The sequence below is a fragment of the Pseudomonas sp. RW3S2 genome (assembly GCF_014268955.1).
Classification (GTDB): Bacteria; Pseudomonadota; Gammaproteobacteria; order Pseudomonadales; family Pseudomonadaceae; genus Aquipseudomonas; species Aquipseudomonas wayambapalatensis.
The window spans coordinates 12,563-37,770 of sequence record NZ_JABWRM010000016.1 but is presented as its reverse complement, the minus strand read 5'-3'; the positions used below and the strand labels follow the sequence as shown (position 1 = coordinate 37,770).

At 66.4% G+C, this 25,208-nt stretch carries 26 protein-coding genes and 1 pseudogene; 23 read left to right on the top strand and 4 right to left on the bottom strand.

Going from position 1 to position 25,208, the window contains the following annotated elements:
- Window positions 1-208: 208 nt before the first annotated feature.
- From HU748_RS20810 to HU748_RS20720, 19 genes are all read left to right on the top strand, one after another.
- Window positions 209-1,909 carry a sulfatase-like hydrolase/transferase gene (locus HU748_RS20810; protein WP_186721753.1) on the top strand — a complete coding sequence of 567 codons (1,701 nt, stop codon included), beginning with the start codon at window positions 209-211 and terminating at the stop codon, window positions 1,907-1,909.
- A gap of 160 nt (window positions 1,910-2,069) precedes the next feature.
- Complete coding sequence (locus HU748_RS20805; protein WP_186721752.1) at window positions 2,070-4,046, top strand: cytochrome D1 domain-containing protein; 1,977 nt, start codon at window positions 2,070-2,072, stop codon at window positions 4,044-4,046.
- Window positions 4,043-4,696: an SCO family protein gene (locus HU748_RS20800; protein WP_186721751.1), complete on the top strand. Its 654-nt coding sequence runs from the start codon at window positions 4,043-4,045 to the stop codon at window positions 4,694-4,696. Before HU748_RS20805 ends, HU748_RS20800 begins: the two co-directional genes overlap by 4 nt.
- Window positions 4,693-5,349 carry an SCO family protein gene (locus HU748_RS20795; protein WP_186721750.1) on the top strand — a complete coding sequence of 219 codons (657 nt, stop codon included), beginning with the start codon at window positions 4,693-4,695 and terminating at the stop codon, window positions 5,347-5,349. Before HU748_RS20800 ends, HU748_RS20795 begins: the two co-directional genes overlap by 4 nt.
- 21 nt (window positions 5,350-5,370) lie before the next feature.
- Window positions 5,371-6,879 (top strand): ABC transporter substrate-binding protein, encoded by a 1,509-nt coding sequence (locus HU748_RS20790; RefSeq protein WP_238343427.1) that lies wholly within the window; start codon window positions 5,371-5,373, stop codon window positions 6,877-6,879.
- A 12-nt stretch (window positions 6,880-6,891) separates the two neighbouring features.
- On the top strand, window positions 6,892-7,533 hold the full coding sequence (locus HU748_RS20785) for a SurA N-terminal domain-containing protein (RefSeq protein ID WP_186721748.1): 642 nt from the start codon (window positions 6,892-6,894) through the stop codon (window positions 7,531-7,533).
- A 229-nt stretch (window positions 7,534-7,762) separates the two neighbouring features.
- On the top strand, window positions 7,763-8,296 hold the full coding sequence (locus HU748_RS20780; protein ID WP_186665306.1) for a response regulator: 534 nt from the start codon (window positions 7,763-7,765) through the stop codon (window positions 8,294-8,296).
- 57 nt (window positions 8,297-8,353) lie between these two features.
- A complete protein-coding gene (locus HU748_RS20775; protein ID WP_186709632.1) occupies window positions 8,354-10,051 on the top strand; it encodes a GspE/PulE family protein in 1,698 nt (565 codons plus the stop codon).
- On the top strand, window positions 10,032-10,820 hold the full coding sequence (locus tag HU748_RS20770) for a hypothetical protein (RefSeq protein WP_186721746.1): 789 nt from the start codon (window positions 10,032-10,034) through the stop codon (window positions 10,818-10,820). The genes HU748_RS20775 and HU748_RS20770 overlap by 20 nt, the downstream gene beginning before the upstream one ends.
- A gap of 1 nt (window position 10,821) precedes the next feature.
- Complete coding sequence (locus tag HU748_RS20765) at window positions 10,822-11,364, top strand: pilus assembly protein (RefSeq protein ID WP_186721744.1); 543 nt, start codon at window positions 10,822-10,824, stop codon at window positions 11,362-11,364.
- Window positions 11,351-11,902, top strand: a complete 552-nt coding sequence (gene pilO / locus HU748_RS20760; RefSeq protein WP_186665298.1) for a type 4a pilus biogenesis protein PilO — start codon at window positions 11,351-11,353, stop codon at window positions 11,900-11,902. The genes HU748_RS20765 and pilO overlap by 14 nt, the downstream gene beginning before the upstream one ends.
- Complete coding sequence (locus HU748_RS20755; protein ID WP_186721742.1) at window positions 11,902-12,420, top strand: hypothetical protein; 519 nt, start codon at window positions 11,902-11,904, stop codon at window positions 12,418-12,420. Before pilO ends, HU748_RS20755 begins: the two co-directional genes overlap by 1 nt.
- Window positions 12,417-14,279: a secretin N-terminal domain-containing protein gene (locus HU748_RS20750; RefSeq protein ID WP_186709641.1), complete on the top strand. Its 1,863-nt coding sequence runs from the start codon at window positions 12,417-12,419 to the stop codon at window positions 14,277-14,279. Before HU748_RS20755 ends, HU748_RS20750 begins: the two co-directional genes overlap by 4 nt.
- Window positions 14,276-14,749, top strand: a complete 474-nt coding sequence (locus HU748_RS20745) for a type II secretion system protein (RefSeq protein WP_186665292.1) — start codon at window positions 14,276-14,278, stop codon at window positions 14,747-14,749. The genes HU748_RS20750 and HU748_RS20745 overlap by 4 nt, the downstream gene beginning before the upstream one ends.
- A 5-nt stretch (window positions 14,750-14,754) precedes the next feature.
- Window positions 14,755-15,129, top strand: a complete 375-nt coding sequence (locus HU748_RS20740) for a type II secretion system protein (RefSeq protein WP_186665290.1) — start codon at window positions 14,755-14,757, stop codon at window positions 15,127-15,129.
- Window positions 15,104-15,625 carry a type II secretion system protein gene (locus tag HU748_RS20735; protein WP_186665288.1) on the top strand — a complete coding sequence of 174 codons (522 nt, stop codon included), beginning with the start codon at window positions 15,104-15,106 and terminating at the stop codon, window positions 15,623-15,625. Before HU748_RS20740 ends, HU748_RS20735 begins: the two co-directional genes overlap by 26 nt.
- On the top strand, window positions 15,622-16,017 hold the full coding sequence (csgE, locus tag HU748_RS20730) for a curli production assembly/transport protein CsgE (RefSeq protein ID WP_186665286.1): 396 nt from the start codon (window positions 15,622-15,624) through the stop codon (window positions 16,015-16,017). The genes HU748_RS20735 and csgE overlap by 4 nt, the downstream gene beginning before the upstream one ends.
- Window positions 16,014-16,427 carry a curli assembly protein CsgF gene (locus HU748_RS20725; RefSeq protein WP_186709643.1) on the top strand — a complete coding sequence of 138 codons (414 nt, stop codon included), beginning with the start codon at window positions 16,014-16,016 and terminating at the stop codon, window positions 16,425-16,427. Before csgE ends, HU748_RS20725 begins: the two co-directional genes overlap by 4 nt.
- 29 nt (window positions 16,428-16,456) lie before the next feature.
- Window positions 16,457-17,299, top strand: a complete 843-nt coding sequence (locus tag HU748_RS20720) for a CsgG/HfaB family protein (RefSeq protein ID WP_186665278.1) — start codon at window positions 16,457-16,459, stop codon at window positions 17,297-17,299.
- 19 nt (window positions 17,300-17,318) lie between these two features.
- On the opposite strand, the gene HU748_RS20715 is transcribed toward HU748_RS20720, so the two are convergent.
- A complete protein-coding gene (locus HU748_RS20715) occupies window positions 17,319-18,647 on the bottom strand; it encodes an MFS transporter (protein ID WP_186721740.1) in 1,329 nt (442 codons plus the stop codon).
- Between the two features lie 161 nt (window positions 18,648-18,808).
- On the opposite strand from HU748_RS20715, the gene HU748_RS20710 reads away from it, so the two are divergent.
- The 3 genes from HU748_RS20710 to HU748_RS20700 all read left to right on the top strand — a co-directional run bounded on the left by HU748_RS20710 (window position 18,809) and on the right by HU748_RS20700 (window position 22,763).
- Window positions 18,809-19,906 carry a sugar diacid recognition domain-containing protein gene (locus HU748_RS20710; protein WP_186665274.1) on the top strand — a complete coding sequence of 366 codons (1,098 nt, stop codon included), beginning with the start codon at window positions 18,809-18,811 and terminating at the stop codon, window positions 19,904-19,906.
- Window positions 19,907-20,027: 121 nt separating this feature from the next.
- Entirely contained in the window at window positions 20,028-21,167 is a 1,140-nt protein-coding gene (locus HU748_RS20705; RefSeq protein ID WP_186721738.1) for a glycerate kinase, read from the top strand.
- Between the two features lie 282 nt (window positions 21,168-21,449).
- On the top strand, window positions 21,450-22,763 hold the full coding sequence (locus HU748_RS20700) for a PAS domain-containing methyl-accepting chemotaxis protein (RefSeq protein ID WP_186721735.1): 1,314 nt from the start codon (window positions 21,450-21,452) through the stop codon (window positions 22,761-22,763).
- A gap of 10 nt (window positions 22,764-22,773) precedes the next feature.
- On the opposite strand, the gene HU748_RS20695 is transcribed toward HU748_RS20700, so the two are convergent.
- From HU748_RS20695 to HU748_RS20685, 3 genes and pseudogenes are all read right to left on the bottom strand, one after another.
- Window positions 22,774-23,322, bottom strand: a complete 549-nt coding sequence (locus HU748_RS20695) for a lipocalin family protein (protein ID WP_186665268.1) — start codon at window positions 23,320-23,322, stop codon at window positions 22,774-22,776.
- A 205-nt stretch (window positions 23,323-23,527) separates the two neighbouring features.
- Window positions 23,528-23,581 (bottom strand): annotated as a pseudogene (locus tag HU748_RS26510) (hypothetical protein); the annotation flags it as partial.
- An 84-nt stretch (window positions 23,582-23,665) separates the two neighbouring features.
- Window positions 23,666-24,406 carry an enoyl-CoA hydratase-related protein gene (locus tag HU748_RS20685; protein WP_186665266.1) on the bottom strand — a complete coding sequence of 247 codons (741 nt, stop codon included), beginning with the start codon at window positions 24,404-24,406 and terminating at the stop codon, window positions 23,666-23,668.
- A gap of 97 nt (window positions 24,407-24,503) precedes the next feature.
- Here HU748_RS20685 and HU748_RS20680 point away from each other — a divergent pair, with 97 nt between their 5' ends.
- Window positions 24,504-25,148, top strand: coding sequence for a TetR family transcriptional regulator C-terminal domain-containing protein (locus tag HU748_RS20680; protein ID WP_186665264.1), 645 nt, complete (start codon window positions 24,504-24,506; stop codon window positions 25,146-25,148).
- Window positions 25,149-25,208: the final 60 nt, after the last annotated feature.

Below are 25,208 nucleotides of genomic sequence, written 5' to 3'. Positions count from 1 at the left end.
ACTGGCAGTTGGCCGTTCGACGAACTGATGAACGGTTGCAGGCCGCGAATAATGCGGGCTTATGACGATAGAGCGTCTCAACCGCGTTACGTTTTTTGCGCCAGAATATGGCGTTGCGATATCGCCGGAAAATTGACATTTCCGCCTTGTGATTTGTTTCAGGACTGCTACGGTTTGAGTGGAAACCCATGACCGGAGTGGTCGAATCATGCGCGGATGGATCAAGCTGGCCCTGCTGTTCATCTACCTGGCGAGCTTTCATGGCTATTACCGGGAGCGGATAGAAGCACTGGGTCTTGGCCTGCCGTTGCTGCTTTACCTGGGCGTGGCCGGGGTGCTGGTGGTGGGGCTGCTGCTGGCGGCGTGGATTCGCCCGGCTTGGCTGCGCTGGGCGCTGGCGGCGGCTTTTGCGGTGAGTGCGCTGTTCTTCGATGCTTATCTGCGAATCACCGATTCCTACCTCACCTATAGTGCGTTCGTGTCCATGGTGTATGCCGGTGGCTTCATCCAGGAAGCACTGGAGCAGTACCACTATGCAATCACCTTGGCGGCGTTCAGCTCGCTGCTGGTGCTGTTGGGTGTGGGCTTGCGGCCGGGCCCTGTGCCGCGCTTGCCGCGCCTGGTGCCGGTTGTCGCGCCGTTTCTGGCGCTGGCGTTGCTGATCGGCGTGCTGTTCATCCGCGCCGGCGAGGGTGCCCGTGGCCTGCCAGTGATGTACACACCCTTGGCTTACCTGAGCCTGTTCGGCTACGAGGCGCTGCACGACCGTGTCGGCCCACGCGAGCCGGTGGGCCTGGCGCAGTCCGGCAAGCCGATGGCGCGCGATATCGTGCTGATCATCGACGAAAGCATTTCGGGCAACTACCTGGACCTCAATACCCCAGCCGGCGTGGCGACTCACCTGCTGCAGCCGCAGCCAGGGGTGAGTATCTTCAACTACGGCTACGCCGCTTCGGTGGCCAACTGCAGCGCCGACACCAACGTCACCCTGCGCTATGGCGGCACCCGCAGCGATTACCTGCGCATCAACTCGACCCAGCCGTCGATCTGGCAATACGCCAAGCGTACGGGGCTGGGCACGGTGTACATCGATGCCCAGCGCACCGGTGGCAACCTGCAGAACCTGATGGACGACAACGAAAAGCGCGACATCGACCGCTTCGTCCAGTTCGATGACACTCCCGTGGTGCAGCGCGACATGGCGGCGCTGGAGCAACTGGTCAGCCTGCTCAAGGATGGCCAGCCGCAACTGATCGTGATCAACAAGGTTGGCGCGCATTTCCCGGTGCACGACAAATACCCCGACGCCTTCCTGACCTACCAGCCGGCATTGCCGCGCGGGCATTTCACCGATGTGGCCGACACCGGCACGCGTGAAGGCTTCGATGGACGCCCCGAAGACTGGGTGCTGTATCGCAACGCGTACCGCAATACGCTGGGCTGGAACGTGGGTGAGTTCTTCCGCCGCCTGTTCGCCGAGGCCGACCTGAGCCAGGCGGTGCTGATCTATACCTCCGACCATGGGCAGGACCTGCATGAGCGCGGCAATCCGGGCCTGAACACTCATTGCGACAGCGAGCCGGTGATGGAGGAGGGGCTGGTGCCGCTGGTGGTGATTCAGGGCGAGGGCGTCAAGGCCCTGGACTGGCAGGCGCACCTGGCACAGAACCGCAACGCCTCCAGCCACTACAACATCTACCCCACGCTGCTGAAGTTGCTCGGCTATGACGCCGCAGCCGTCACCCGCACATACGGCCAGGCGCTGGATGTGCCGACCGACGATCCGTTCACCTTCAACGTGCGCTTCAACGCACGGCTGGGCGCCAAGCCGGACTTTCGTCACATCGACCTCAGCCAGGTGGTGACCCCTGACCAGGCCAAGGGCGTAGCGGTGACGGCGGCGCCCTGAGCGTTCAGCCAGGCCCCAGCATCGGGGAATCGGGTGGGGGATGGACATGGATGTCGCTGCTGTATTGTTCATAACATTTTGATTTTGCTGAGTTTTCTCAATGGCATGACGCTTGCTTTGCCCTCAGGGAGTGCTCATATCCCGCAAGAGGGGACCGCGCATGAACAGGAAGACTCGCCCCGCCTACCTGGGGCTGTTGCTGGGGGTAGCGCTGATCGGCCTGGGTCTCGCCTACGAGAAACTCTGGTGCGATCCCCGCGAACTGCTGCAGGCGCCTGCCGACCCGCAGGCCCTGCATCGGCTCAGCCGCGAGGGCGTGACCGTGGAGTTCGAGGCGCGGGCAATGGACGGCGGCGAGTTGCGTGAAGGCAGCTTCGCCAACGTGCGGTTCAAGCTCAGCGACCAGGCCAGCGGCCAACCGCTGTCGGGCATGGCGCCGGGGGCCTGGCTCGATCCGGCGCAGTCGGCGCCGACGGGCGATCGCGACAGCAGTTGCAAGGCGCGGGTCGCGTTGTTTCTCAAGAGCAGCATCGGCGCACGGCCGTTGCTCGACCTCAACAGTTACTTTCTGCTGGTGCTGAACAAGGATGCCAGCCTCACCGTGATCGACCCGACGGTGTCGGTGGGCGGTGTCACCAGTACCCTGGCGCGCATTGACCTGCCGGGGCGGCCGATGGACTGGGCGGCCAGCAGCGACGACAAGCAGGTGTTCGTCTCGCTGCCCGAGCGCGGCCAGGTGGCGCTGATCGATACCGAGATCTTCCGCCGCACGGCCCTGCTGGAGGCCGGCGAACAGCCGGTGCGCGTCGCCCTGCAACCGGACCAGCGACGCCTGTGGGTTGGCAACAACAGCGCGGACCCAGCCAAGGGAGGGGTCACCGTGATCGATGTGCCCAGCCGCAGCACGCTGAAATCCTTCGCCACCGGCTCCGGCCATCATGAGATCGCCTTCAGCGGCGACTCGCGCTTCGCCTTCGTCAGCAACCGCGACGGCGGCACCCTGAGTGTCATCGACATCGCCGACATGCGCCTGCTCAAGACCCTGGAGGTCGGCCCGCATCCACTGTCGGTGAGCTACTCGGCGTTGTCCCAGGCGGTCTATGTGGTCGATGGCCAGGAGGGCACGGTGCGGGTGATCGATGCGCGCAGCCATCAACTGCGCCATACGGTCAAGGCCGAGCAGGGGCTGGGGCCGATGCGCTTCAGTGGTGACGGGCGCTACGGTATCGTCCTCAACACCCTGGAGAACCAGGCGTTGGTGATCGATGCGAGCACCGATACGCTGATTCACCGTATTCCGGTGGCCGCCGAGCCCTACCAGCTGACCTTCACCAAGGGTTATGCCTATGTGCGTGGCCTGGCCTCGCCCAAGGTCAGCATGATCAACCTGTCGAGCCTCGGCGAAGGGCGCACACCGATCGTCCAGGGCTTCGAGGCCGGACCCGCTGCGCCGCGCCAGGCAGGTGACCTGCCGCTGGCCCAAGGGGTGAGCGTGTCGCGGGACGACAACTCGGTGTTCGTGGTCAATCCGGTAGACAACACCACCTACTTCTACGCCGAGGGCATGAATGCGCCGATGTCCGGCTACAACAACCGTGGCCATCAGGCGCGCGCGGCCATGGTCATCGACCGCAGTCTGCGCGAGCTCGCACCGGGGGTGTACGGCTCGACCGTGAAGATGCCAGCGGCCGGCACCTTCGATGTGGCCTTTCTGCTCAACCAGCCGCAGATCATCCATTGCTTCAGCACCGAGGTGGCCGCGCTGCCGCAGGCGAGCCGACGCAAGGGCGTGCATGCCGAATTCATCGGCACCGAACAGCCGCACCTGCAGGGCCACCCCTTCATCGCCCGGGTGCGCATCCTCGGTCACGACGGCACGCCGCGTGTCGGGCTGAGCGACCTGAGCCTGCGCTACTTCCTCGCGCCCTCGTCGTTGCCGCGCAGCGTCCCGTTCCAGGACATGGGCGAGGGTGTCTACCAGGCCTCGCTGCAGCTGGGCGAGGCCGGTGCCTGGTACCTGCATGTGCAGTCGCCCACCCTCGGGCGCCGCTTCGCCGAAGAAAACTACACCAGCCTGCGCGTGTTGCCCGCCGCAGCGTCCACCGCTTCCCAAGGGGAATCCAGGAGTGTTCGATGAACCGCAATCATGCCGCCGGACTGCTTGCCCTGAGCCTGGCACTGACCAGCCACCTGGCCTTCGCCCATGCCGGCCACGACCATGGCGGCAAGCCTGAACCGGCGCCTGTGGCGCGCCAGGAAAAGGCCAGCGTGCGCTTTGCCGATGTCTCGCTGCTCGACCAGAACGGCATGCCGGTGCGACTGGAAAAGGACCTGGTCGGCGAGCACCTGGTGGTCATGGGCTTCATCTACACCAGCTGCACCACCGTGTGCCCGGTGGTGTCCTCGATCATGAGCAAGGTCCAGCAACAACTGGGCGGCCGGGTGGGCGAGGAGATCCGGTTGGTGTCGATCAGCGTCGATCCGCAGCGTGACGATTCCAGTCGCCTGCTGGGCTACGCCAAGGCGTTCCAGCATGGCCCGGGCTGGAGCTGGCTGACTGGCTCGCCCTACGCGATCAGCGAAACCCTCAAGGGGCTGGGCAGCTTCAGTGCCGACCTGACCCAGCATCCGCCGCTGATCCTGGTCGGTGACGGGCGCACCGGTCACTGGACGCGTTACTACGGCTTCACCGACCCCAACGTGCTGATCGCCGAGATCAATCGCCTGGGCGCCCGCCGGGTCCATGCCAAGAGCACCGCCATCGCCGGCCAGGAGGTTCAGCCATGAGCAGCTTCAGCTCACGCCACGGTGGCATGCGCAGCCTCGACTGGCTGACCCTCGGCGCCTGCCTGTGGATCTTCGCCTGGATGGCCCTGGCCCATGAAGGGCATGCCCCGCAGCCACAACCGGCGCCGCCGACCATGGCCAGCGGCGCAGGCACCCGTGATGCGCAGACCTGGTTCACCGACACCCTGCTCAAGGACCAGAATGGCCGGGAGCTGCGTTTCTACAGCGACGTGCTCAAGGACAAGGTGGTGATGCTCAATGTCATCTTCACCCACTGCAACGACGCCTGCCCGCTCATCACCCGCAAGCTGCGCGAAGTCCGCGAAGCGATGGGCCCGCAGTTGGCGGCGCAGGTGACCTTCGTCTCGCTCAGCAGCGATCCGCTCAACGATACCCCCGAGGTGCTCAAGGCCTTCGCCGAGAAGCAGGGTGTGGACGGGCCGAACTGGCTGTTCCTGACCGGCGACAAGGCCCGTGTCGACCTGGTGCTGGGGCGGTTGGGGCAGTTCCTGCCCAGCCCCGAACAGCACTCCACCCAGCTGATTGCCGGCGACGTGGCAGGCAAGCGCTGGAGCAAGATCCGACCTGACGCTCCCCCTGCGGCCATCGCCCAGCGTCTGCAACTGCTGGCCCAGCCGCTGGCGGGACGGTGAGCCATGGGCATCCGTGCGGCAATGGCCCGGGTGTGGCTGGGTGTGGCGCTGGCCCTCTGCGGCCCGGTGCAGGCGCTGGACCTTACGCCGGAGCAAGCCGCTGGCAGGCGGCTGTACCGCGAAGGGCTTTCCAGCCGCGATGCGCAATTGTTCGCGCGGGTCGGCGCCAGCGACATGCGCGTGCCGGCCAGTGTGCTGCCGTGCGCAAGCTGCCACGGCAATGACGGTCGTGGCCGTGCCGAGGGCGGCGTGCGTGCGCCTGACCTGGACTGGCAGCGCCTGGCCCTGGGGCAGGGTGAGCGCCAGAGCAATGCCCGGCGCTACCCGGCCTACGATGACGCCAGCCTGGCGCGGGCGATCCAGCGCGGCATCGATCCGGGCGGCAATCGCCTCGATTCGGCCATGCCGCGTTTCGACCTGACCCTGGCCGACCAGCGCAACCTCACCGCGTACCTCAAGCGGCTGGGTGAGGACCGTGATCCGGGGGTAGAGGAGGGCATCCTGCGCCTGGGCACCCTGCTGCCGAACGACGGGCCGCTGGCCGAAGCAGGACGGGTGGTGCGCGCGGTACTGGAAGACGGCATCGAGCAGCTCAATCGTCAGGGCGGCGTGCATGGCCGGCGCGTGCAACTGGTGAGCGCCGACCCGGGTCATGACCCCGCCAGTAGCACCCAGGCGCTGCAGTACCTGGCCGGGCGGGAGCGGGTCTTCGCCCTGGTCGCACCGCTGGCGCCGCTGCTCGATGGCACCGCCCTGGAGCGTGCGGGGCTGCCAATGATCGGCAGTACGCCGCGTGGCGGCGGCAATGCGCTGCTGTTCGACCCGATGCCGGACGCCGTGCAGCAGTTGCTCAGCGTTGCCTGGCATGCGCGCGACGCACTGCGCCTGGCGCCTGATGCGCTGCAGGTGGTGTACGCCGGCGACGGGCAGTCGGCATCGGCCGAGCGCCTGCGTCAGCGTCTGGTGCAGATGGGCTGGGCGCCTCGGCCCGTGCAGGCGTTCCAGGGGCAGGCAATCGCGGGCGAGGGCATCGTCTTTCTCGGGCGGGCGCAGGCCTTTGCCGAACTCGCCGCCACGCTGCAGGCGGCAGGGCACAGCCCCTATCTGTTTGCTGCATCCGGCCAGGTGGCCAGTGCCGTCGGCCAGTTGTCGCCGCAATGGTCGCAGCGTGTCTGGTTGAGCTACCCGTTCGTGCCCGATGACTGGACCGAACAAGGACGTGCTGCGCTACTCGGTGTGCAACAGCGCCAGGGGCTGGATCCGCGGCAGGCTTCGGTGCAGGTCGGGGCCCTGTGTGCCTGGCGCTTGCTGGTCGAGGCGTTGAAGCAGGTGGGGCGCGATGCCAGCCGCGAGCAATTGCGCGTGGTACTGGAGCAACTGCACGACATCGACACCGGCCTGACCCCGCCGCTGGGCTTTGGGCCCGGACGTCGACAGGGCCTGGCGGGCGCCCATGTGGTGGCGGTCACCTTGCCGGGGCCGGAATTCAGCACCGTCGCACCTTACCGCCCGTTGCCAGACCTGCCTTGAGAGGAACCCGCCATGCGTATCCTGCTGCTGTGCCTGCTGCTGGCGCTTGCCCAGGCGAGCCGTGCCGATCTCGCGGTGGCGCGGGTCAACGGTGTGGAGATCGGCGTCGTGCGCCTGGAAGGCTATTTCAGCGAGTACCTTCAGGCCCAGGGGCGGGCGTTGACCAGCATCCGCAATCCGACGCTGTACAAGCGCCTGCGCGACCAGGCGCTGGACGAGTTGATCGACAAGGAGCTGCTGTGGCAGGAGGCACAACGCCAGGGCATCACGGTCAGCGACGACCAGGTGTCGGCCCAGGTCGGCCAGCTCGAGGCGGCCTTTGGCAGCCCGGCGGTGTTCGAGCGGCGCCTGGTTGAGGCGGGTTTCGATAGGGCGAGCTTCGCTGACTACACTCGTCATGAGATGGCCGCCCAGCAGGTCTACGCGCGCCTGAGCCAGGTCGATGAGCCCAGCCAGGGCGAGATCGCCGAGTTCTACCAGGCGCACCGAGAAAAGCTGCAAGGCCAGCAGAACCAAAGTGCTAATGCTTCAGTCATAGCTGAACAGGGCCTGGCCATGGCCAGGGATGCACTTGTCGCGCAGTTGCAGGCCCAGGCGCGGCAATCGGTGCGCCAACGTTTGCGCCAATCCGCTATCGTGGAGCGCGCCGACTGAGCCCCGACAGTGGCAGTTCCCCAACAGTGGGGAATGGCTCCAAGGCAAAGTGCTATCAGACTCCCCGGAAGTGGGTAATCTCCGGCATGCGTCATAGGGTCGATACAGCAAGATCAATGACTTACACGTGGTGCGACATGACTTTTCACGCCTGGCACGAAGCCTGCTCAAGCCTCTACAGGGCCGCACTTCGCAGACCGGGAAACCGGGTAGTTCATGGGAGTGGACCTTGGTGAACAGAGTTTTGGTAGTCGATGACGAACAGACCCTTGCGCAGAACCTGCAAGCGTATCTGCAGGCGCAAGGCCTGGACGTCCATGTTGCCCACGACGGTGCCGAAGGGATCGAGCTGGCTCAGCGTCAGGCACCGGATGTGATCGTGCTGGATTATCGCTTGCCCGACATGGAGGGGTTTCAGGTTCTGGAGACCGTACGCAGGAACAGGCAGTGCCACTTCGTGCTGATCACTGCGCACCCGACCGCCGAGGTCCGTGAGCGCGCCGCCGAGCTGGGTGTCACGCATGTCCTGTTCAAGCCGTTCCCACTGGCGGAACTGGCCCGTGCGGTATTCGACCTGATGGGCATCGAGCGCCAGCGCAGGGCGACGGACAATCCGGCCGAAGGGTTCGTCGAGCGACGCCAGAGCAGGAACCAGACGTTCCCCCTGCAGTTGTACGATGGCAGCTGGGTCCTGGCCGAACGCCGACGCAACGGCGCCAAGCCGCCCGGACCTGACGACGACCAACTGCTCACCGGGGAATAGCGGCGCCCGCGGCCATTCCCTCAGCCTGCGACGCGCCCCTGAGCGGAGTCGCAGGCCATGTCCGAAGCTTTTGATGCAGTCAGTAGCGGCCCTTTGGCGGGGGCCCTGCAATACCCCCGCGAACTGCTGGCCCGCGCCCGCAACACGTCTGGTGACGAGCGCCTGCTCACTTGCCTGGAGCGTTTGTCCTGCGATACTCCGGCCGCCTTCACCCAGCGTCTGGCCACAACCCTCCATTACCCGAGCCTCGACACCCAGGCCCTGTTCGCCAGCCAGCCGCGTTTCGAATGCGTGAGCCTGGCCCAGTGCCTCAAGCGCGAGTTCGTCATGGTGGAGCAGGGCGGTCAACTGATCGGCGTGTTCGCCGACCCCTTCGATCCCGCCCGCCTGGCCTGGATCGACGATTGCCTGCAAGGTGCGCCGCTGTACCTGGCGCACGCCGCCGACATTGCCACCTTCCTTGCCCGCCACGAAGAAAGCTTCCACGCCGTCGATGCCCTGGGCCATGACGGCGAAACCGGCGTCGAAGGCGATGCCTTGCAGCGCCTGTCGCTGACCAGCATCAGCGAGGACCAGAGCCGGGTGGTCAAGCTGGTCAACTCCACGCTCTACGATGCGCTCAAGCTGCATGCCAGCGACATCCACCTGGGCATGACCGGCCAGGGCCTGACCATCAAGTACCGAATCGACGGCGTGCTCAACGGCGCCGGCAAGGCCAGCGGCAGCGCTTTCGCCGACCAGGTGATCTCGCGCATCAAGGTCATGGCCGAACTCGACATCGGCGAAAAACGCGTGCCCCAGGATGGCCGCTTCAAGGTCGCCATCGGCGAACGCCAGATCGACTTTCGCGTGTCGATCATGCCGAGCATCTTCGGCGAAGACGCGGTGCTGCGGGTGCTCGACAAGCAGGACCTTTCCGACCAGGTCAGCGGTGTGCGCCTGCAGGCGCTGGGGTTCGCCGACGACACCCTGCGCGCCCTGCGCCGCCTGGCCAGTGAGCCGTACGGCATGATCCTGGTCACCGGCCCTACCGGCAGCGGCAAGACCACCACCCTCTACGCCATGATCAGTGAGATCAACCACGGCGTGGACAAGATCATCACCATCGAAGACCCGGTGGAGTACCAGCTCCCTGGCGTGTTGCAGATACCGGTGAACGAGAAGAAGGGCCTGACATTTTCCCGTGGCCTGCGCTCGATCCTGCGCCACGACCCGGACAAGATCCTGGTCGGCGAGATCCGTGACCCGGACACCGCGCAGATCGCCGTGCAGTCGGCCCTTACCGGGCATCTGGTGTTCACCACCATCCACGCCAACAACGTGTTCGACGTGATCGGCCGCTTCAGCCAGATGCAGGTCGATCCCTACAGCTTCGTCTCGGCGCTCAACGCCGTGCTGGCCCAGCGCCTGATTCGCCTGGCCTGCCCGCAGTGTGCCCGTGAGCACACCCCGGACGACGAATTGCTGGCTGCCTCCGGGCTGACCCGCGACCGTATCGACGGCTGGCGCTTCGTCCGCGCCCAGGGGTGCGGCCAGTGCCGTGGCAGCGGCTATCGCGGGCGCAGTGCGATTGCCGAGCTGCTGCACCTGGACGATGACTTGCGGCAGATGATCGTCGAACGCCGTCCGCTTTCGCAGATCAGGCAGCTGGCCTGCCAGCGCGGCTTGCGCCTGCTGCGCGCGTCGGCGCTGGACCTGGTCCGCGAGGGCCGTACCACACTCGAGGAGATCAACCGTGTCACATTCATTGCGTGATCCTGACAGATACTGCGCCGTGCTCGGTGCCGAGGGTGTCGGCCTGGGCCGGTGGCACGGGCGGCAACACCAATGGCTGGGCAGCCGCGACTTCACCTGCGACGCCACCCAGCCGGCCTGGGTGCCGGCGCTGGACACCTTGGCGGCACTGCTAACCGAGCACGCACCTCGTGGGGCGGCACTGCGGGTGGTGCTGTCGGCGCGCTACAGCCGTTTCTGCCTGGTGCCCTGGAGCGATGCCATCGGCCACCCGGGGGAGCTGCAGGCCTATGCCCGGGCCTGTTTCGAGAGCCTCTACGGCCAGCCGCTGGACGACTGGCGCATCGTGCTCTCACCGGAGCCTGCCGGTGCTGCGCGCATCGCCACCGCGCTGCCCGAGGCCCTGCTGCAGGGGCTGCAGGCGCTGGGTGTGCAAAGCCACCTGAGGCTGCGTTCGGTGCAGCCGTACTTGATGGCGGCCTATAACCGTTGCTCGGCGCAGCTGGGCCAGGGCGATTTTCTCTTCGTCCTCGCCGAACCCCGGCGCAGCGTGCTGTTGCTGGCTGCCGGTGGTGCCTGGCAGCAGGTGCTGGCGCAGGGCTGCGCCGACAGCGACCAGGCGCTCAAGGCCTTGATCGAACGCACCTGCGAGCTGTACGGCGAGCCACTGCCACAGGTCTACCTGCATGCCCCAGGGCGCGCAGACATCGCCGAACTGGGCGCGGTGCAATTGTGCGCAGCGGCAGGCGACGCTGACCCGTTGCACGCCATGTGGCGGGCGGTGGCCTGACATGCGCCGCCTCGACCTGGAATTCCAACCCCGGCGCAGCGGCGCACTGGCCTGGTCGCTGCTGGCCCTGGGCAGTGCCGTGGTGGCGCTGCTGTTGGTACTGCACCAGCAGTTGCAGCACGAACAACTGGCGCTGGACGGTCGCGTCCATGAGCTGGAAATCAAGCTCGGCCGGCGCCCGGCCACCGCCGCGCCGCAGACCAGTGCCGCCAGTCGCGAACAGGCTGAGCAACTGGCCCAGATGCGCAGTGTCTCGCAGCAGTTGCAACGGCCTTGGGAGCAACTGTTCGCCATGCTCGAGGCCATGCCCCAGGAAGACGTCGCGCTGCTGGCCCTGACGCCGGATGCACGCAAGGGCCAGGTACGCATCAGCGCCGAGGCTCGCAACCTGGAGGCGATGCTGCAGTACCACCAGCGCCTGGAGCGTAGCGCCGAGCTGCGCGATGTGTCGCTGCTCAACCACGAAGTGCTGGCCGGCCAGGCTGAACACCCGGTGCGCTTCAACCTCACCGCCACCTGGGAGACCGGTCATGCGCGTCCCTAGCCTGATTCTTCATGAACGCCTGCGCGCGATGGGTCGGGCAGGGCTGGCCGCACTGCTGACCGGAGTGCTCGCGCTGATCATGGCGGTCGCCGTGGTGTTGCCTCAGTGGCAGGCCGTGCGCGAACTGCGCGCCAGCGAGGCCGATGCCAGCGTGCAGGTACAGCGTCTGGGACGAGGCGAGTTGAAGATTGCCGCCAAGCCCGAGCAGCAGACCCTCGACAGCCTGCGCCAGCAACTGCCCGGTCAGCCCCAGGCCAGCGCGCTGATCGAGCGCCTTTACCACCTTGCCAGCGCCGAACGCATCAGCCTGGCCCGCGGCGAGTACGCGCTGGGTATCGATCCGAAGACCCAGCTGGTGCGCTACCAGATTGTCCTGCCGGTGCGCGGCAGCTACCCGCAGATCCGCGGTTTTCTCCAGGCGCTGCTCGGCCAGTTGCCGACCCTGGTGCTCGAAGACCTGGAGCTGCAACGCAAACGCATTGGTGACCGGGAACTCAACGGTCGCGTGCGCATGACCCTTTACCTGTCGAGGTCGTGATGAACACTCAGCGCGTAGTGATCTGGGCGGGTTTCCTCGGTGTGAGCGCGCTGTTGGCGTGGGCGCCGGGGCACTGGTTCGGCGGGGAGGAGGGGGTGGCGCTATCGCGGGACAAGCCCGCTCCCACACAGGCAACTGCGCATGACACGCCCGCTGTGGGAGCGGGCTTGTCCCGCGATGGCGTCGGCACTGTCCCCGCCTCCGGCGACCTGTTCCCCGCCCAGCGCTGGGCCGCCGCCCCGACCCTGGCCAGCGTCACCGAGCAACCCATCCCCCCGGCACCGCTAGCCCCGGTAGCCGCCAGTGCCCCGGCCCTGCCTTTCCAGTTCGTCGGCCGCCTGGGCGACCGAGACGACCTGCAGATCTTCCTGCAGAACGGCGAGAAGCTCTACGTCGTGCGCCAGGGCGATGTGATCGAGGACACCTACCGCCTCGACCGGGTCTCGGCCAGCGAGCTGAGCCTGGTCTACCTGCCGTTGCACCAGTCGCAGACCTTGTCTGTCGGGAGCGCACCATGAAACCGTCGAAGCTGTGCAAGCCTGCCCCGTTCATGCTCCTGGCCCTGTGCGTGGCCCTGGCGGGTTGTGGCTCCAGTGGCACGCGCAAGGACAGCGCCGAGTTGATCAAGGAAGGCCAGTACGAAGCCGGGATCGCCTTGCTCGAACAGGCCCTGCGTGAAGATCCGCGTGACACCGAACTCAACATCGCCCTGGCCCACGGTCGCCAGCAGGCGGTCGAGGCCTTGCTGGCCCAGGCCGACAGTGACCGCGTGCGCCACGACTTCGCCGGTGCACGCATGGGCTACGGTCGGGTCCTGACCCTGGAGCCGAACAATCGCCGCGCCCAGGAAGGGCTGCGCCAACTGGAGCTGATCCGCACCCTCGACGACCGCGTTGCCCTCGGCCAGGCGGCCTTGCGCCAGGGCGACCTGTTCGGCGCCGAGCGCTACATGCGCGAAGTGCTGCGCCTGGACCCGCAGAACCAGAAGGGCCAGATCCTGCGCAGCGACATCGAGAACGTCCAGGCCCGTACTGCCCAACCCTTCCCGCAACTGCGCAGCAAGCTCGAGCGCCCGGTCACCCTGGAATTTCGCGATGCCAACCTCAAGACCATCTTCGAGGTGCTGGCCCAGGTCGCCGGGATCAACTTCATCTTCGACAAGGATCTGCGCCCGGACATGAAGGCGACGATCTTCGTGCGCGAGGTGCGTATCGAGGACGCCGTGGCCCTGCTGCTGGAGCAGAACCAGTTGCGCCAGAAGATCGTCAACGACAACACCCTGCTGGTCTACCCCGACTCGCCGCAGAAGACCAAGGACTACCAGGAACTGGTCATGCGCACTTTCTACCTGACCAGCATCGATGCCAACACCGCGCTGAACATGGTCAAGACTTTGCTCAAGACCCGGGATGTATTCGTCGACGAGCGCCTCAACACCCTGACCCTGCGCGACACCCCCGATGCCGTGCGCATGGCCGAGAAGCTGTTGCAGTCCCAGGACCAGTCCAACCCCGAGGTGGTGCTGGAAGTGGAGGTGATGGAGGTGGCGCGTTCGCGCATCCTCGACCTCGGCCTGCAATGGCCCAACACCTTCGGGGTGATCAACAGCGACGGCAGCGCGGTGGGTGTGCTCGACCAGCTGCGCGGGATCAACTCCAGCCGCATCACCATATCCCCGTCGCCGCAGGCCAAGATCAACGCCCAGGACAAGGACATCAACACCCTGGCAAGCCCGGTGATCCGCGTCAGCAACCGCGAGCAGGCGCGCATCCACATCGGTCAGCGGGTGCCGATCATCAGCGCCACCTCGGTGCCGTCTACCCAGGGGCCGGTCATTACCGAGAGCGTGACCTACCTCGATGTCGGCCTGAAGCTCGAAGTCCAGCCGACCGTGCACCTGAACAACGAAGTGGCGATCAAGGTGGCGCTGGAAGTGAGCAATGCCACGCCGCTGGAGCCGACTCGTCAGGGCACCATCCCGGTCCAGGTCGATACCCGCAACGCCCAGACCAGCCTGCGCCTGCACGATGGCGAGACCCAGGTACTGGCAGGCCTTGTGCGCAACGACCATAACGCCAGCGGCAACAAGATCCCGGGCCTTGGCGACATTCCGGGGCTGGGCCGGCTGTTCGGCAGCAACAAGGATGACATGAGCAAGTCCGAACTGGTGCTGGCGATCACCCCGCGCATCGTGCGTAACCTGCCTTACCAGAGCCCGTCGGACATGGAGTTCGCCACCGGCACCGAGTCGACCCTGCAGGTCCGCCAACTGGCGCAGCCACTGCCAGCCGATGTCGTGCCCAGTGATACCCCCAGCGAGGCTGCGCCGGTGATCGAGGGGCAGATGGCGGTGGTGCCTCGGAGCCCGCGGCCATGAAACGCCGCCAGCAGGGGTTCAGCCTGATCGAGGTGGTGCTCACCCTGGCGCTGCTCGGGTTGCTCGCCAGCATGGCCGCGCCCATGGCCGAAACCCTGGTGCGGCGCAACAAGGAGCAGCAGTTGCGCGAGGCGTTGTACCAGATCCGCGATGCCATCGACGCCTACAAGCGCGCTTTCGACGCCGGCTACATCGAGAAGCGCCTGAACGCCAGTGGCTACCCACCGAGCCTCGAGGTGCTGGTCGAAGGCGTGCGCGACGTGCGTAGCGCCAAGGGCGCGAAGTTCTATTTCCTGCGGCGCATCCCTCGCGATCCGCTGCGCGAGGCGCGGCGCGACGACCAGGGCGGCTGGGGCCTGCGCGCGTACGACAGCAGCGCCGACAACCCGCGTGAAGGCGAGGACGTGTTCGATGTGTACTCCAAGGCGCCGGGCAAGGGCCTGGACGGCACCCCCTACGGGCAATGGTGATGGCCATGAAACGCAACCGCGGTTTCACCCTGATCGAGTTGCTGGTGGTGATGGCGATCATCGCGACGTTGATGACCATCGCCATGCCGCGCTACTTCAACAGCCTGGAGGCGAGCCGCGAGGCGACCCTGCGCCAGAGTCTGGCCGTGTTGCGCGAGGCACTGGACCACTACTACGGCGACACCGGGCGCTATCCCGAGTCGCTGGAACAACTGGTCGAGCAGCGCTACCTGCGCAACACCCCGGTCGATCCGGTCAGCGAGCGCCGCGATGCCTGGCAGCTGGTGCCACCCCCCGAGGGGGTGGCCGGTGGTGTCGCCGACATCAAGAGCGGGGCAACGGGGAGGGCGCGTGATGGCAGCCTCTATGCCGAGTGGTAACGCCGGCTTCACCTACCTGGGCGTGTTGCTGCTGATCGCCACCAGCACCCTGGCCCTGGCCGCCACCGGCACGTTGTGGGCCACCAGCGCCCAGCGCGAGCGCGAGCGCCAGCTGCTGTGGGTCGGCGGCCAGTACGCCCAGGCGCTGCGCAGCTACTACCGCGCCTCGCCGGGGCTGGCCCAGTACCCGCAGGATCTGGCCGAGCTGCTGGAGGATAACCGCTTCCCGGCACCGCAGCGGCATATCCGCCGGCTGTACCGCGACCCGATCGGCGCCAGCGAGGACTGGGGCCTGATGCGTGCGATCGACGGCCGAATCACCGGGGTGTACAGCCGCTCGCAGGCCGCGCCGATCAAGCGCAGCGGCTTCAGCGCGCAGTGGTCGGGGTTCGAGGGGCTGGCGCACTACAGCGACTGGCAGTTCGTCGCCGAACAGGCCTTCACCGAGAGCGGCACTGGCCCGCGTCGGCACAGCGGCCCGGGAGAGGCGCCATGAAGCGCCTGGCCATCGCCCTGTGCCTGGCGCTGTCGCTGGCCCAGGCTGCGGCACGGGCCGGCAGCGAGGACGAAATGATGGGCTTCATCGTCGACAACACCATTTCGCACATCGGCCACGACTTCTACTCCGTGTTCACCGACCGCTTGCGTGCCACCAGCCGTCTGGACTTCAACCTGGTGGTGCGCGAACGACCCGATGCGCGCTGGGGCAGCCTGGTGACCGTGGAGCACGAACGCGAGGTGCTGTACCGGCGCTTCCTGCCACCGAACACCACGCAGCTCAACGACGAGGCCATCGCGGCCGCCGACCTGGTCCGCCAGCAGATCATTCAGCGCAAGCTGCAACGTCTGCTGCAGGACACCACCGACCTGGAGAGGGACGAGCTATGAAACCCGCCATTTCACGCAGCATCGCCGCCTGCCTGCTGGCAACGGCCTTCGGGGCGCAGGCCACGGAGCTGGTCTACACCCCGGTCAACCCGGCCTTCGGTGGCAACCCGCTCAACGGCACCTGGCTGCTCAACAACGCTCAGGCGCAGAACGATCACGAAGACCCGAGCCTCAAGAGCCGCAGCTCGGCGTTTTCCGGCACCACGGCCCTGGAACGCTTCAGCAACCAGCTCGAGTCGCGGCTGCTCTCGCAGTTGCTCGACAACATCAACAATGGCCGGGCCGGCAGCCTGGCCACCGATTCGTTCCTGGTCGATGTGATCGATGACTCCGGTGCCCTGAGCATCCGCGTCACCGACCGTGCCACCGGGGAAATCTCGATCATCGAGGTCAGCGGCCTGAACCCCTGAGAGGGACTGGCCAACAGGGGAGACATGCCATGAAACGCCTGCTGAGCACACTGCTGATTCTCGCCACCCTGCAAGGTTGCGGCCTGCGTGAACCGATGCCTGCCGAGCAGGACGCCGAAACACCGACCCTGACCCCGCGTGCCTCGACCTATTACGACCTGCTCAAGATGCCGCGTCCCAAGGGCCGGCTGATGGCGGTGGTGTACGGTTTCCGCGATCAGACCGGGCAGTACAAGCCGACCCCGGCCAGTTCGTTTTCCACCAGCGTGACCCAGGGCGCGGCGAGCATGCTGATGGATGCCCTCAACGCCAGCGGCTGGTTCGTGGTGCTCGAGCGCGAAGGGCTGCAGAACCTGCTGACCGAACGCAAGATCATCCGTGCCTCGCAGAAAAAGCCCGACGTGGCCGAGAACATCCAGGGCGAGTTGCCGCCGCTGCAGGCGGCCAACCTGATGCTCGAGGGCGGCATCATCGCCTACGACACCAACGTGCGCAGCGGCGGTGAAGGCGCGCGCTACCTGGGCATCGACATCGCCCGCGAGTATCGGGTCGACCAGGTCACGGTCAACCTGCGTGCGGTGGATGTGCGCACCGGGCAGGTGCTGGCCAACGTGATGACCAGCAAGACCATCTACTCGGTGGGGCGCAGCGCCGGGGTCTTCAAGTTCATCGAGTTCAAGAAACTGCTCGAAGCGGAGGTGGGCTACACCACCAACGAGCCGGCACAGTTGTGCGTGCTGTCGGCCATCGAGGCGGCGGTGGGGCACCTGCTGGCCCAGGGCATCGAGCGGCGGCTGTGGCAGGTGGCGGGCGATGGCAGCGGTGACAAGGCGGTGCTGGAACGGTACCTGGGGCAGTTCCAGCAGCCTTGATTCACGCGGCCCGCAGGCCTCAGTTGGCCCGTGCGGCGTTCAGTGCCCCGGCGCGCGACACGCGCAGGGCCACCAGGCTGCCCAGCACGATCACGCCCGCCAGCGAGTACAGCGCCGCGTCCGTCGAGCCGGTCTGGTCCTTGATGAAGCCCACCAGATACGGGCTCAGGAAGCCGGCCATCTGGCCCACCGAGTTGATGATCGCCAGGCCCGCGACAGCGGCACTGGCGCTGAGCAGCGCGGTCGGCATCGGCCAGAACATCGGCAGGCCAGTCAGTGCGCCCATGGTGGCGATGGACAGGCCCAGGATGGCCACGGTCGGGTTGCTGGAGAAGTTGACCGCGATCAGCAGGCCGATGGCGCCCATCAGCATGGGCACCACCAGATGCCAGCGGCGTTCGTTGCGCAGGTCTGCCGAGCGGCCGACGAGGATCATGAACACCCCGGCCAGCAGGTAGGGGATCGCACTCAGCCAGCCGATCAGCAACGGGCTGTCGAAGCCCAGGTTCTTGATGATCGAGGGCAGCCAGAAGTTGATCGCATAGACACCGCTCTGGATGCAGAAGTAGACGAAGCCGAAGGTCCAGATCAGTGGGTTGGTCAGTACGGCCAGCACGCTGTCGCCGGTGGTGCTCGGCTTGCTCGCGGCATCGGCGGCGAGGTCCCTGGCGATCAGTTGGCGCTCGCTGTCCGACAGCCAGGCGGCCTTCTGATAGCCGTCGCTGAGCAGGAACACCGCGAGTATGCCCAGCGCCACGGTCGGCAGGCCCTGGATCAGGAACATCCACTGCCAGCCCGCCAGGCCGTGCTGGCCTGCGGCGAAGTGGTCGAGAATCCAGCCGGAGAACGGCCCGCCGAGCAGGCCCGAGACCGGGATCGCCGACATGAACAGGGCCATGATGCGCCCGCGCCGATCAGCCGGGAACCAGCGCGAGAGATACAGGACCACGCCGGGGAAGAACCCGGCTTCGGCGGCGCCGGTGAACAGGCGCAGCACGTAGAACTCCATCGGCGTGGTGACGAACAGCAGGCAGGTCGAGAGCGTGCCCCAGGCGATCATCATCACCGCGATCCAGCGCCGGGGGCCGAAGCGGTTGAGCGCCAGGTTGCTGGGCAGGCCGCAGAGCACGTAGCCGATGAAGAAGATCCCGGCGCCCAGGCCGTAGATGGTCTCGCTGAACTTCAGTGCGTCGAGCATCTGCAGCTTGGCGAAACCGACGTTGACGCGGTCCAGGTAGTTGAACAGGTAGCAGATGAAAATGAACGGGATCAACCGCAGGGTGATGCGCCGGTACAGCGCATTGCGGCTGGGGTCTTGGCCTTGGTCAGGGGCAGGGCTGTGTGCCATGATGAAATTCTCTGTTGTTATGGTTGTCACGCGGCGCCTGTCCCGGCGCTCGCCTGAAACGAGTCTCGGCGAGCAGGGCGCCGCTGTCTTTGTGCTTTTGCACAGCGTAGGGCACGCACGGCTGTGCTGCGGAACAAAGTCTGCCACTGCAAGGAACCCACATGTTCGAGCTAGACCACGACCTGGCCCAGGATATCGTCGACCGGGCGATGGCGATCCTGCCGTGCAACGTCAATGTCATGGACAGCCAGGGCCTGATCCTGGGCAGCGGCGAGCCAGAGCGCATCAACACTCGTCATGAGGGGGCACAACTGGTCCTGGCCAATGGGCGTATCGTCGAGCTCGACAGCGAGGCGGCCAAGTGCCTCAAGGGCGTGCAGCCGGGGGTGAACCTGCCGTTGATGCTCGACGACCGACTGATCGGCGTGCTCGGCCTGACCGGCGATCCGCAGCAACTGCGCACCTATGGCGAGCTCGTACGCATGACCGCCGAGATGCTCCTGGCCCAGCGTCACCTGCAGGTCGAACAGCAGTGGCGCCGGCAGCGCTGCGACGATCTATTGGCGCTGCTGCTGGGCGGCAGTGGCGATTCACCCCGGCTGGTGGACGAAGCCCGGCAACTGGGGCTCAAGCCACAACTGGCGCGGGTGCCTTGCCTGTTCGAGCTGGAGGGCGGCCCACCGGGCGAAGTGCTGTCGGCCTGGCTGAGCAGCCGTTATCCGGACAGCTGGTGCGTCAGCCCGGCGCGTCAATCGCTGCTCTGGTGCCGCCCGGCAACCGTGGCGCTGGACGAGGTGCGCCTGATCGAACGCTTGCAGCGCCATGGCTGGCAGGTCCAGCGCCTGGCCCTGGGCAGCGTGGCGCAGAGCCTGGAGCAGTTGCGACGAGGTTATCGCCGGGTCCGCGACTTGTTGGCCTATGGCCGCGAGATAGTGCCCGGCGAGCGCGTGCTGAGTTTGTCGCGCTACCGCTTGCCGGCGTTGCTCTGGCGTCATCGCAATGACGACGCCCTGGACGAATTGCTCGAACCGCTGCAACGCATCCGCGCCAAGGATGCCAGCGGGCAATTGCTCGCCACCCTGCGCGCCTGGTGCGCCCATGACGGACAAAGCCAGGCGTGCGCCGATGCCTTGGGGATCCATCGCAACAGCCTGCGTTATCGACTGGAGCGTATCGCTGAACTGGGCGAGGTGGATCCGCTGCGTCTGGAGGGGATGCTGAGCCTGTACCTGGGCTTGCAGCTGCTGCCTGCCGAGTGAGCCTGGGGAACCGGGCGAAGGCATTTGCCCAAACAACCGGTCGGGCGTTTTGTGCATCCGACCGAGGCCGCTCTGGCGCGCAGCTGTCAGCATGCGGGCTAACAGGACCAGGAGATTCCCCATGAAAGTCGTCATCGCCCCCGATTCGTTCAAGGACAGCCTCGATGCCGCCGGTGTCGCCCGGGCGATCAGCGCCGGGCTGGCCAAGGTCTGGCCCGAGGCCGAGCGTGTCGAGTGCCCGATGGCCGATGGCGGTGAGGGCACCATGGAGGCGATCGTCGCGGCCACCGAGGGCGAGCAGCGCCGCCAGGTGGTGCGCGGTCCGCTGGGGGCGCCAGTGGAGGCGAGCTGGGGCTGGCTGGCGCAGAGCCGTACCGCCGTGATCGAGATGGCCCAGGCCAGTGGTATCCAGTTGCTGCCCAGCGGTGAGCGCGATGCCTGCCGCAGCAGCACCTGGGGCACCGGGGAGCTGATTGCCGCAGCCCTGGCGGCAGGTGCGCAGCGCATCGTGCTGGCCATCGGCGGCAGCGCCACCAACGACGCGGGCAGCGGCATGCTGCGGGCGCTGGGGCTGCGGTTGCTGGACAGCGAAGGCCAGGCACTGGCCGAGGGCGGCTTGGCCCTGGCGCAACTGGCACGCATCGACGCCAGCGACCTCGACCCACGTCTGGCCGAGGTACAGTTCGAGGTGGCGGCGGATGTCGACAACCCCTTGTGCGGCCCCAACGGCGCCTCGGCGATCTTCGGCCCGCAGAAGGGCGCCACGCCTGAGCAGGTGCTGCTGCTGGACCAGGCCCTGGGGCACTTTGCCGACCACTGCGCGCAGTTGCTGGGGGAGGATGTGCGTGAGTTTCCTGGTTGCGGTGCGGCGGGCGGCATGGGCTTTGCGGCCAAGGCGTTCATGGGCGCGCGTTTTCGTCCCGGAGTTGAAGTGGTGGCGGAGCTCGCTGGGCTGGACGGGCTGGTGCGGGGCGCGGACCTGGTGATCACCGGCGAAGGACGTTTCGATGCCCAGACCCTGCGCGGCAAGACCCCGATGGGCGTAGCCCGCGTGGCCAAGCGTCATGGTGTGCCGGTGGTGGTGATTGCCGGCACCCTGGGGGAGGGCTACGAGGCGTTGTATGCCCACGGCATCGATGCCGCGTTCGCTGTGACCAGCGGGCCGATGACGCTCGAGCGCGCTTGTGCCGAGGCCGGGACGCTGCTCGAGGCGCGGGCGGGGGATATCGCACGGCTGTGGCAGGTGGCGCGGGGGGGGTAGGCGCTATTTCTTTCGAGGGGGTTGTGTGGGGGCGAACACCTGTCCGCCCCCACGAATCCCTCCAGCCAACCCCAACGTCACACAACCGTTCATCGGATAAGAACGTTATTTTGTAACGGCTAATAGCACTTTGATAGCGGCTCTCGGTCTTTCCTGAGATGCTGCATCACATTCTCGTTTGAAAGTGACGGGCCCACGGAATCCGGGGCCTGACGGCCACCAGGGAAGCTGGCTTGCAGGATGCGTGAGTGCTTTACCACACAACTGTTCGCAAGGTGTCCCATGTTCGATCGAAAAATCAAAGCTCGGCTCGCGGCAAGCGAGGCCGAGGTCAAACGCCTGCGTGCGGTGCTCGAGCAACTGGAGCAAGGCAGCCTGGCCCTGCGTCTGGATGCCAACCTGAGAATCATCGCCTGCAACGAAGCATGCGCCGCCGCGCTTGCACAACCCTCGAGGGCGCTGATCGGGCGGCCGCTGAGCGATATCGTCCCCGGCTACGTGACAACCTTGCCCTGCTACCGGCAGTTCACCCAGGCCATATCACGGCTGGAGCCGGTGGCCGACGACTATCGTTTCCTGCGCGCCGACGGCCACATGGTCTGGCTACGCCTGAAGTGGTTGCCAGTGCGCGGCGAGGACGGACGCCTGGACTATGTGCAGGGCTACGGCAGCGAGGTGTCCGCCGAGGTCGGTCAGCGCCTTGAGAACACAGCCTTCATCGACGCGCTGTTCCGCTCGACGGCGATCATCCAGTTCGACCTGAGCGGCAACATCGTCACGGCCAACGAACGCTTTCTCGAGGCCATGGGCTATTCGCTGGAGCGCGTGGTCGGCCAGCATCACCGCCTGTTCTGTCCGGCCGATGAAGCGGCGACACCGGCCTACACGGAGTTCTGGAAGACCCTCAACAGCGGGCGCTATGTCGCTGGGCGCTTCCGCCGACTGGACAGCCGTGGGCAGGAAGTCTGGCTGGAGGCCAGCTACAACCCGGTCTACGACGCCGAAGGCAAGATCAGCCGGGTGATCAAGTTCGCCTCGGTGATCACCGACCAGGTGCGCAAGGAGCAGGATATCCGCCGCGCTGCGCAAATGGCCCTGGAGGTGTCGCGCAACACCGACGTCAGTGCCCGCGAGGGGGCGAGCGTGGTGCAGGAAGCGGTGCAGACGATGCAGGCGGTGGCCGATCAGATGCACAGCGCCTCGAGCACCATTGAGGCGCTGGGCAAGCAGTCGGTGGTCATCAGTTCGATCGTGCAGACCATCGGCAGCATCGCCTCGCAGACCAACTTGCTGGCGCTCAACGCTGCCATCGAAGCGGCCCGCGCGGGCGAGCAGGGGCGTGGGTTTGCCGTGGTCGCCGATGAGGTGCGCCAGCTTGCAGCGCGCACCAGCGCGGCGACCGAAGAGATCGTCGCGGTGGTGGCGCGTAACCAGCAACTGGCCGATCAGGCAGTGGTGGAGATCGAAAACAGCCGCGAGCAGGCCGGGGTCGGGCTGACCCTCGCAGGCCAGGCGGGCAGCGCCATCACTGACATTCAGGAAGGCGCACGCCGCGTGGTGCAGGCGGTCGGACAGGTGACCCAGGACCTGCGCTGAGCCGCAGGCCTCAGTCGGGCTGGCGCCAGATCAGTTCGCGGGTGTCGTAGCCGCGCTGGCGAGCGACTTCGAGCAACTGGTTGCGTGTGCGTTCGCTTACTGTCGGGGTGCGTGACAGCAGCCACAGGTACTCGCGATTCGGGTGGCCTACCACGGCCACGCGGTAGTCCGGATCGTGGTACAGCACCCAGTATTCGCCCTTGGCGGTATTGGGCGCCAGTTTGCTGAACCAGTTGTCGAACCTCACCCACAGCTTGTCGGTCTGGCCGGGTTGCTGCAGTTGGGCGATGCCGGTCGCCTGCTGCCACTCGCCGTCTTCGTCACGGCAGCGGTTGGTGACATCGACCTGGCCATCTTCGCGCAGTTGGTAATTGGCCTCGGACTGCACGCAGTCACGCTGGAAGAACATCGGCAGGCGTGCCAGTTCGTACCATTTGCCCTGATACTGCTCGAGATTGACGGGCATGGTCTTGGGTGGCGGTTTATCTGGCGAAGCGCCGACACAGGCGCCCAGGGTCAAGGCCAGACAGGGAATCAGCAAGGTGGCGCGAATCGCCATGAATAACCTCCGCAATGACTGTGTTGTCACTGCTTGGACACCGGACGTTGGTGAAAGTTGAATCTTTCAGCGTGGCTCCAGTGCCGCGTTCATCATTCGCTCTAGCCCGGCGTACTCGGCGTGGCTGGCCAGGTAGGCGTCGGCGCGCGCTGGCGACGAAGGCGGCATCGACGCGCCCGTCCTGCAAGGCCTGCAACGCCATGTGATGGGTGCCGACGTACACCAGCGCGCCGAAGTAGCGTTGCAAGGGCGTGGTCACCTGGGCGGCGAACTCGACGCTCGGCACCCGGCTGCCGGAGGTGCTGACTGGTGGTGAAATGCTTCTATCGGGTGCAGCCTGCTCCTACACCAACGCCTGCAACGCCGCGCGGGCTTGCTCGCTGGCCAGGCGCTCGATGAACAATGCCGCCTCCCGTTTTACGGTCTCCTCCAGTTCCCGGCGCTGTCCATCCTTTAGCAGGCGTTTGCTGATCCGCAGGGCCTGCTGGGGCATGGCTTGCAAGCGCCTGGCGAGCGCTACCGCGGCCGCCAGGCACTGTTCGCCGTCGTCATGCAGCTCGTTGGCCAGGCCCCAGGCCAGTGCCTGTTCGCCGCTCAGCAACTCGTTGGCCAGCAGCAGCCGCGCCGCCCTTTGATGCCCGAGCAGACGTGGCAGCAGCAGGCTCGAGCCGAATTCCGGGCATACACCCAGGGGGGCGAAGGGCATGCGCAGTTTCGCCGAGCGGCTGACCAGCACCTGGTCGCAGTGCAGCAGCAGGGTGCAGCCGATGCCGATGGCGGGCCCGTTGACGGCGGCGAGCAGCGGCTTGTCCAGTGCCAGCACGGTGCGCATCATGCGAAACACCGGGCTGTCCAGATCACGTGGAGGGTTGTCGAGAAAGTCGCGCAGGTCATTGCCAGCGCTGAAGCAGGTCGCACCGCCGGTCAGCAGGATCACCTCGACGGCCGGGTCTTCGCTGGCCGCCTGCAGATGGCGGTCCAGTTCGCTGTACATCGCGTTGTTGAGCGCGTTGAGCTTGTCGAGGCGGTTGAAGGTCAGGGTCAGCAAACCCTGGTCGAGGGCGCAGGTGATCAGGTCGGACATGGCAGGCATTCTTGTTATTGGCCGGAGCACAGGGTTTATCACGCGCTGCGCCTTGTTGTACAGTCGTTCAGTCCAACCCGCCGCGACGAGAATCCGCATGACCCAGGAAGCCCGCTACAACCGCATGGCGCCCGAAGAACGCAAGGCCATCCTGGTCCAGGCGACCCTGGCCTGCCTCAAGCGCGATGGCTTCCAGGGCGCGTCGATCCGCAAGATTTCCGCCGAGGCGGGCGTGTCGGTGGGGCTGATCAGCCATCACTATTCGGGCAAGGACGAACTGGTCGCCGAGGCCTACCGGGCCGTGACCGGGCGGGTCATGGGCCTGCTGCGCGAGGCCATGGCCCAGGCCGCACCCAATGCCCGCGAGCGCCTGTCGGCGTTCTTTCGCGGATCGTTCTGCGCCGAGTTGCTCGACCCGCAGTTGCTCGACGCCTGGCTGGCCTTCTGGGGGGCGGTGAAGACCGCCGAAGCGATCAACCAGGCGCACGACCATTCCTATTCCGAATACCGCAACGAACTGGCCGCGCTGCTGGCGGCGCTGGCAGCGGAGGAGGGCTGGCAGGCCTTCGACGCGGACCTCGCCGCGATCAGCCTGAGCGCCTTGCTCGATGGCCTGTGGCTTGAGTCGGGGCTCAACCCCAACACCTTCACCCCGGAGCAGGGCGTGCAGATCTGCGAGGCCTGGGTCGATGGCCTGCAGGCGGGTGGGCGTCGACGCTTCAGCCTGCCGGGAGGCTGTTGATCGGTCGTTCAGTACCGGGTAGGCTGCTGGCGCGGGTTTCAGAACAACATCAAAGAAGAG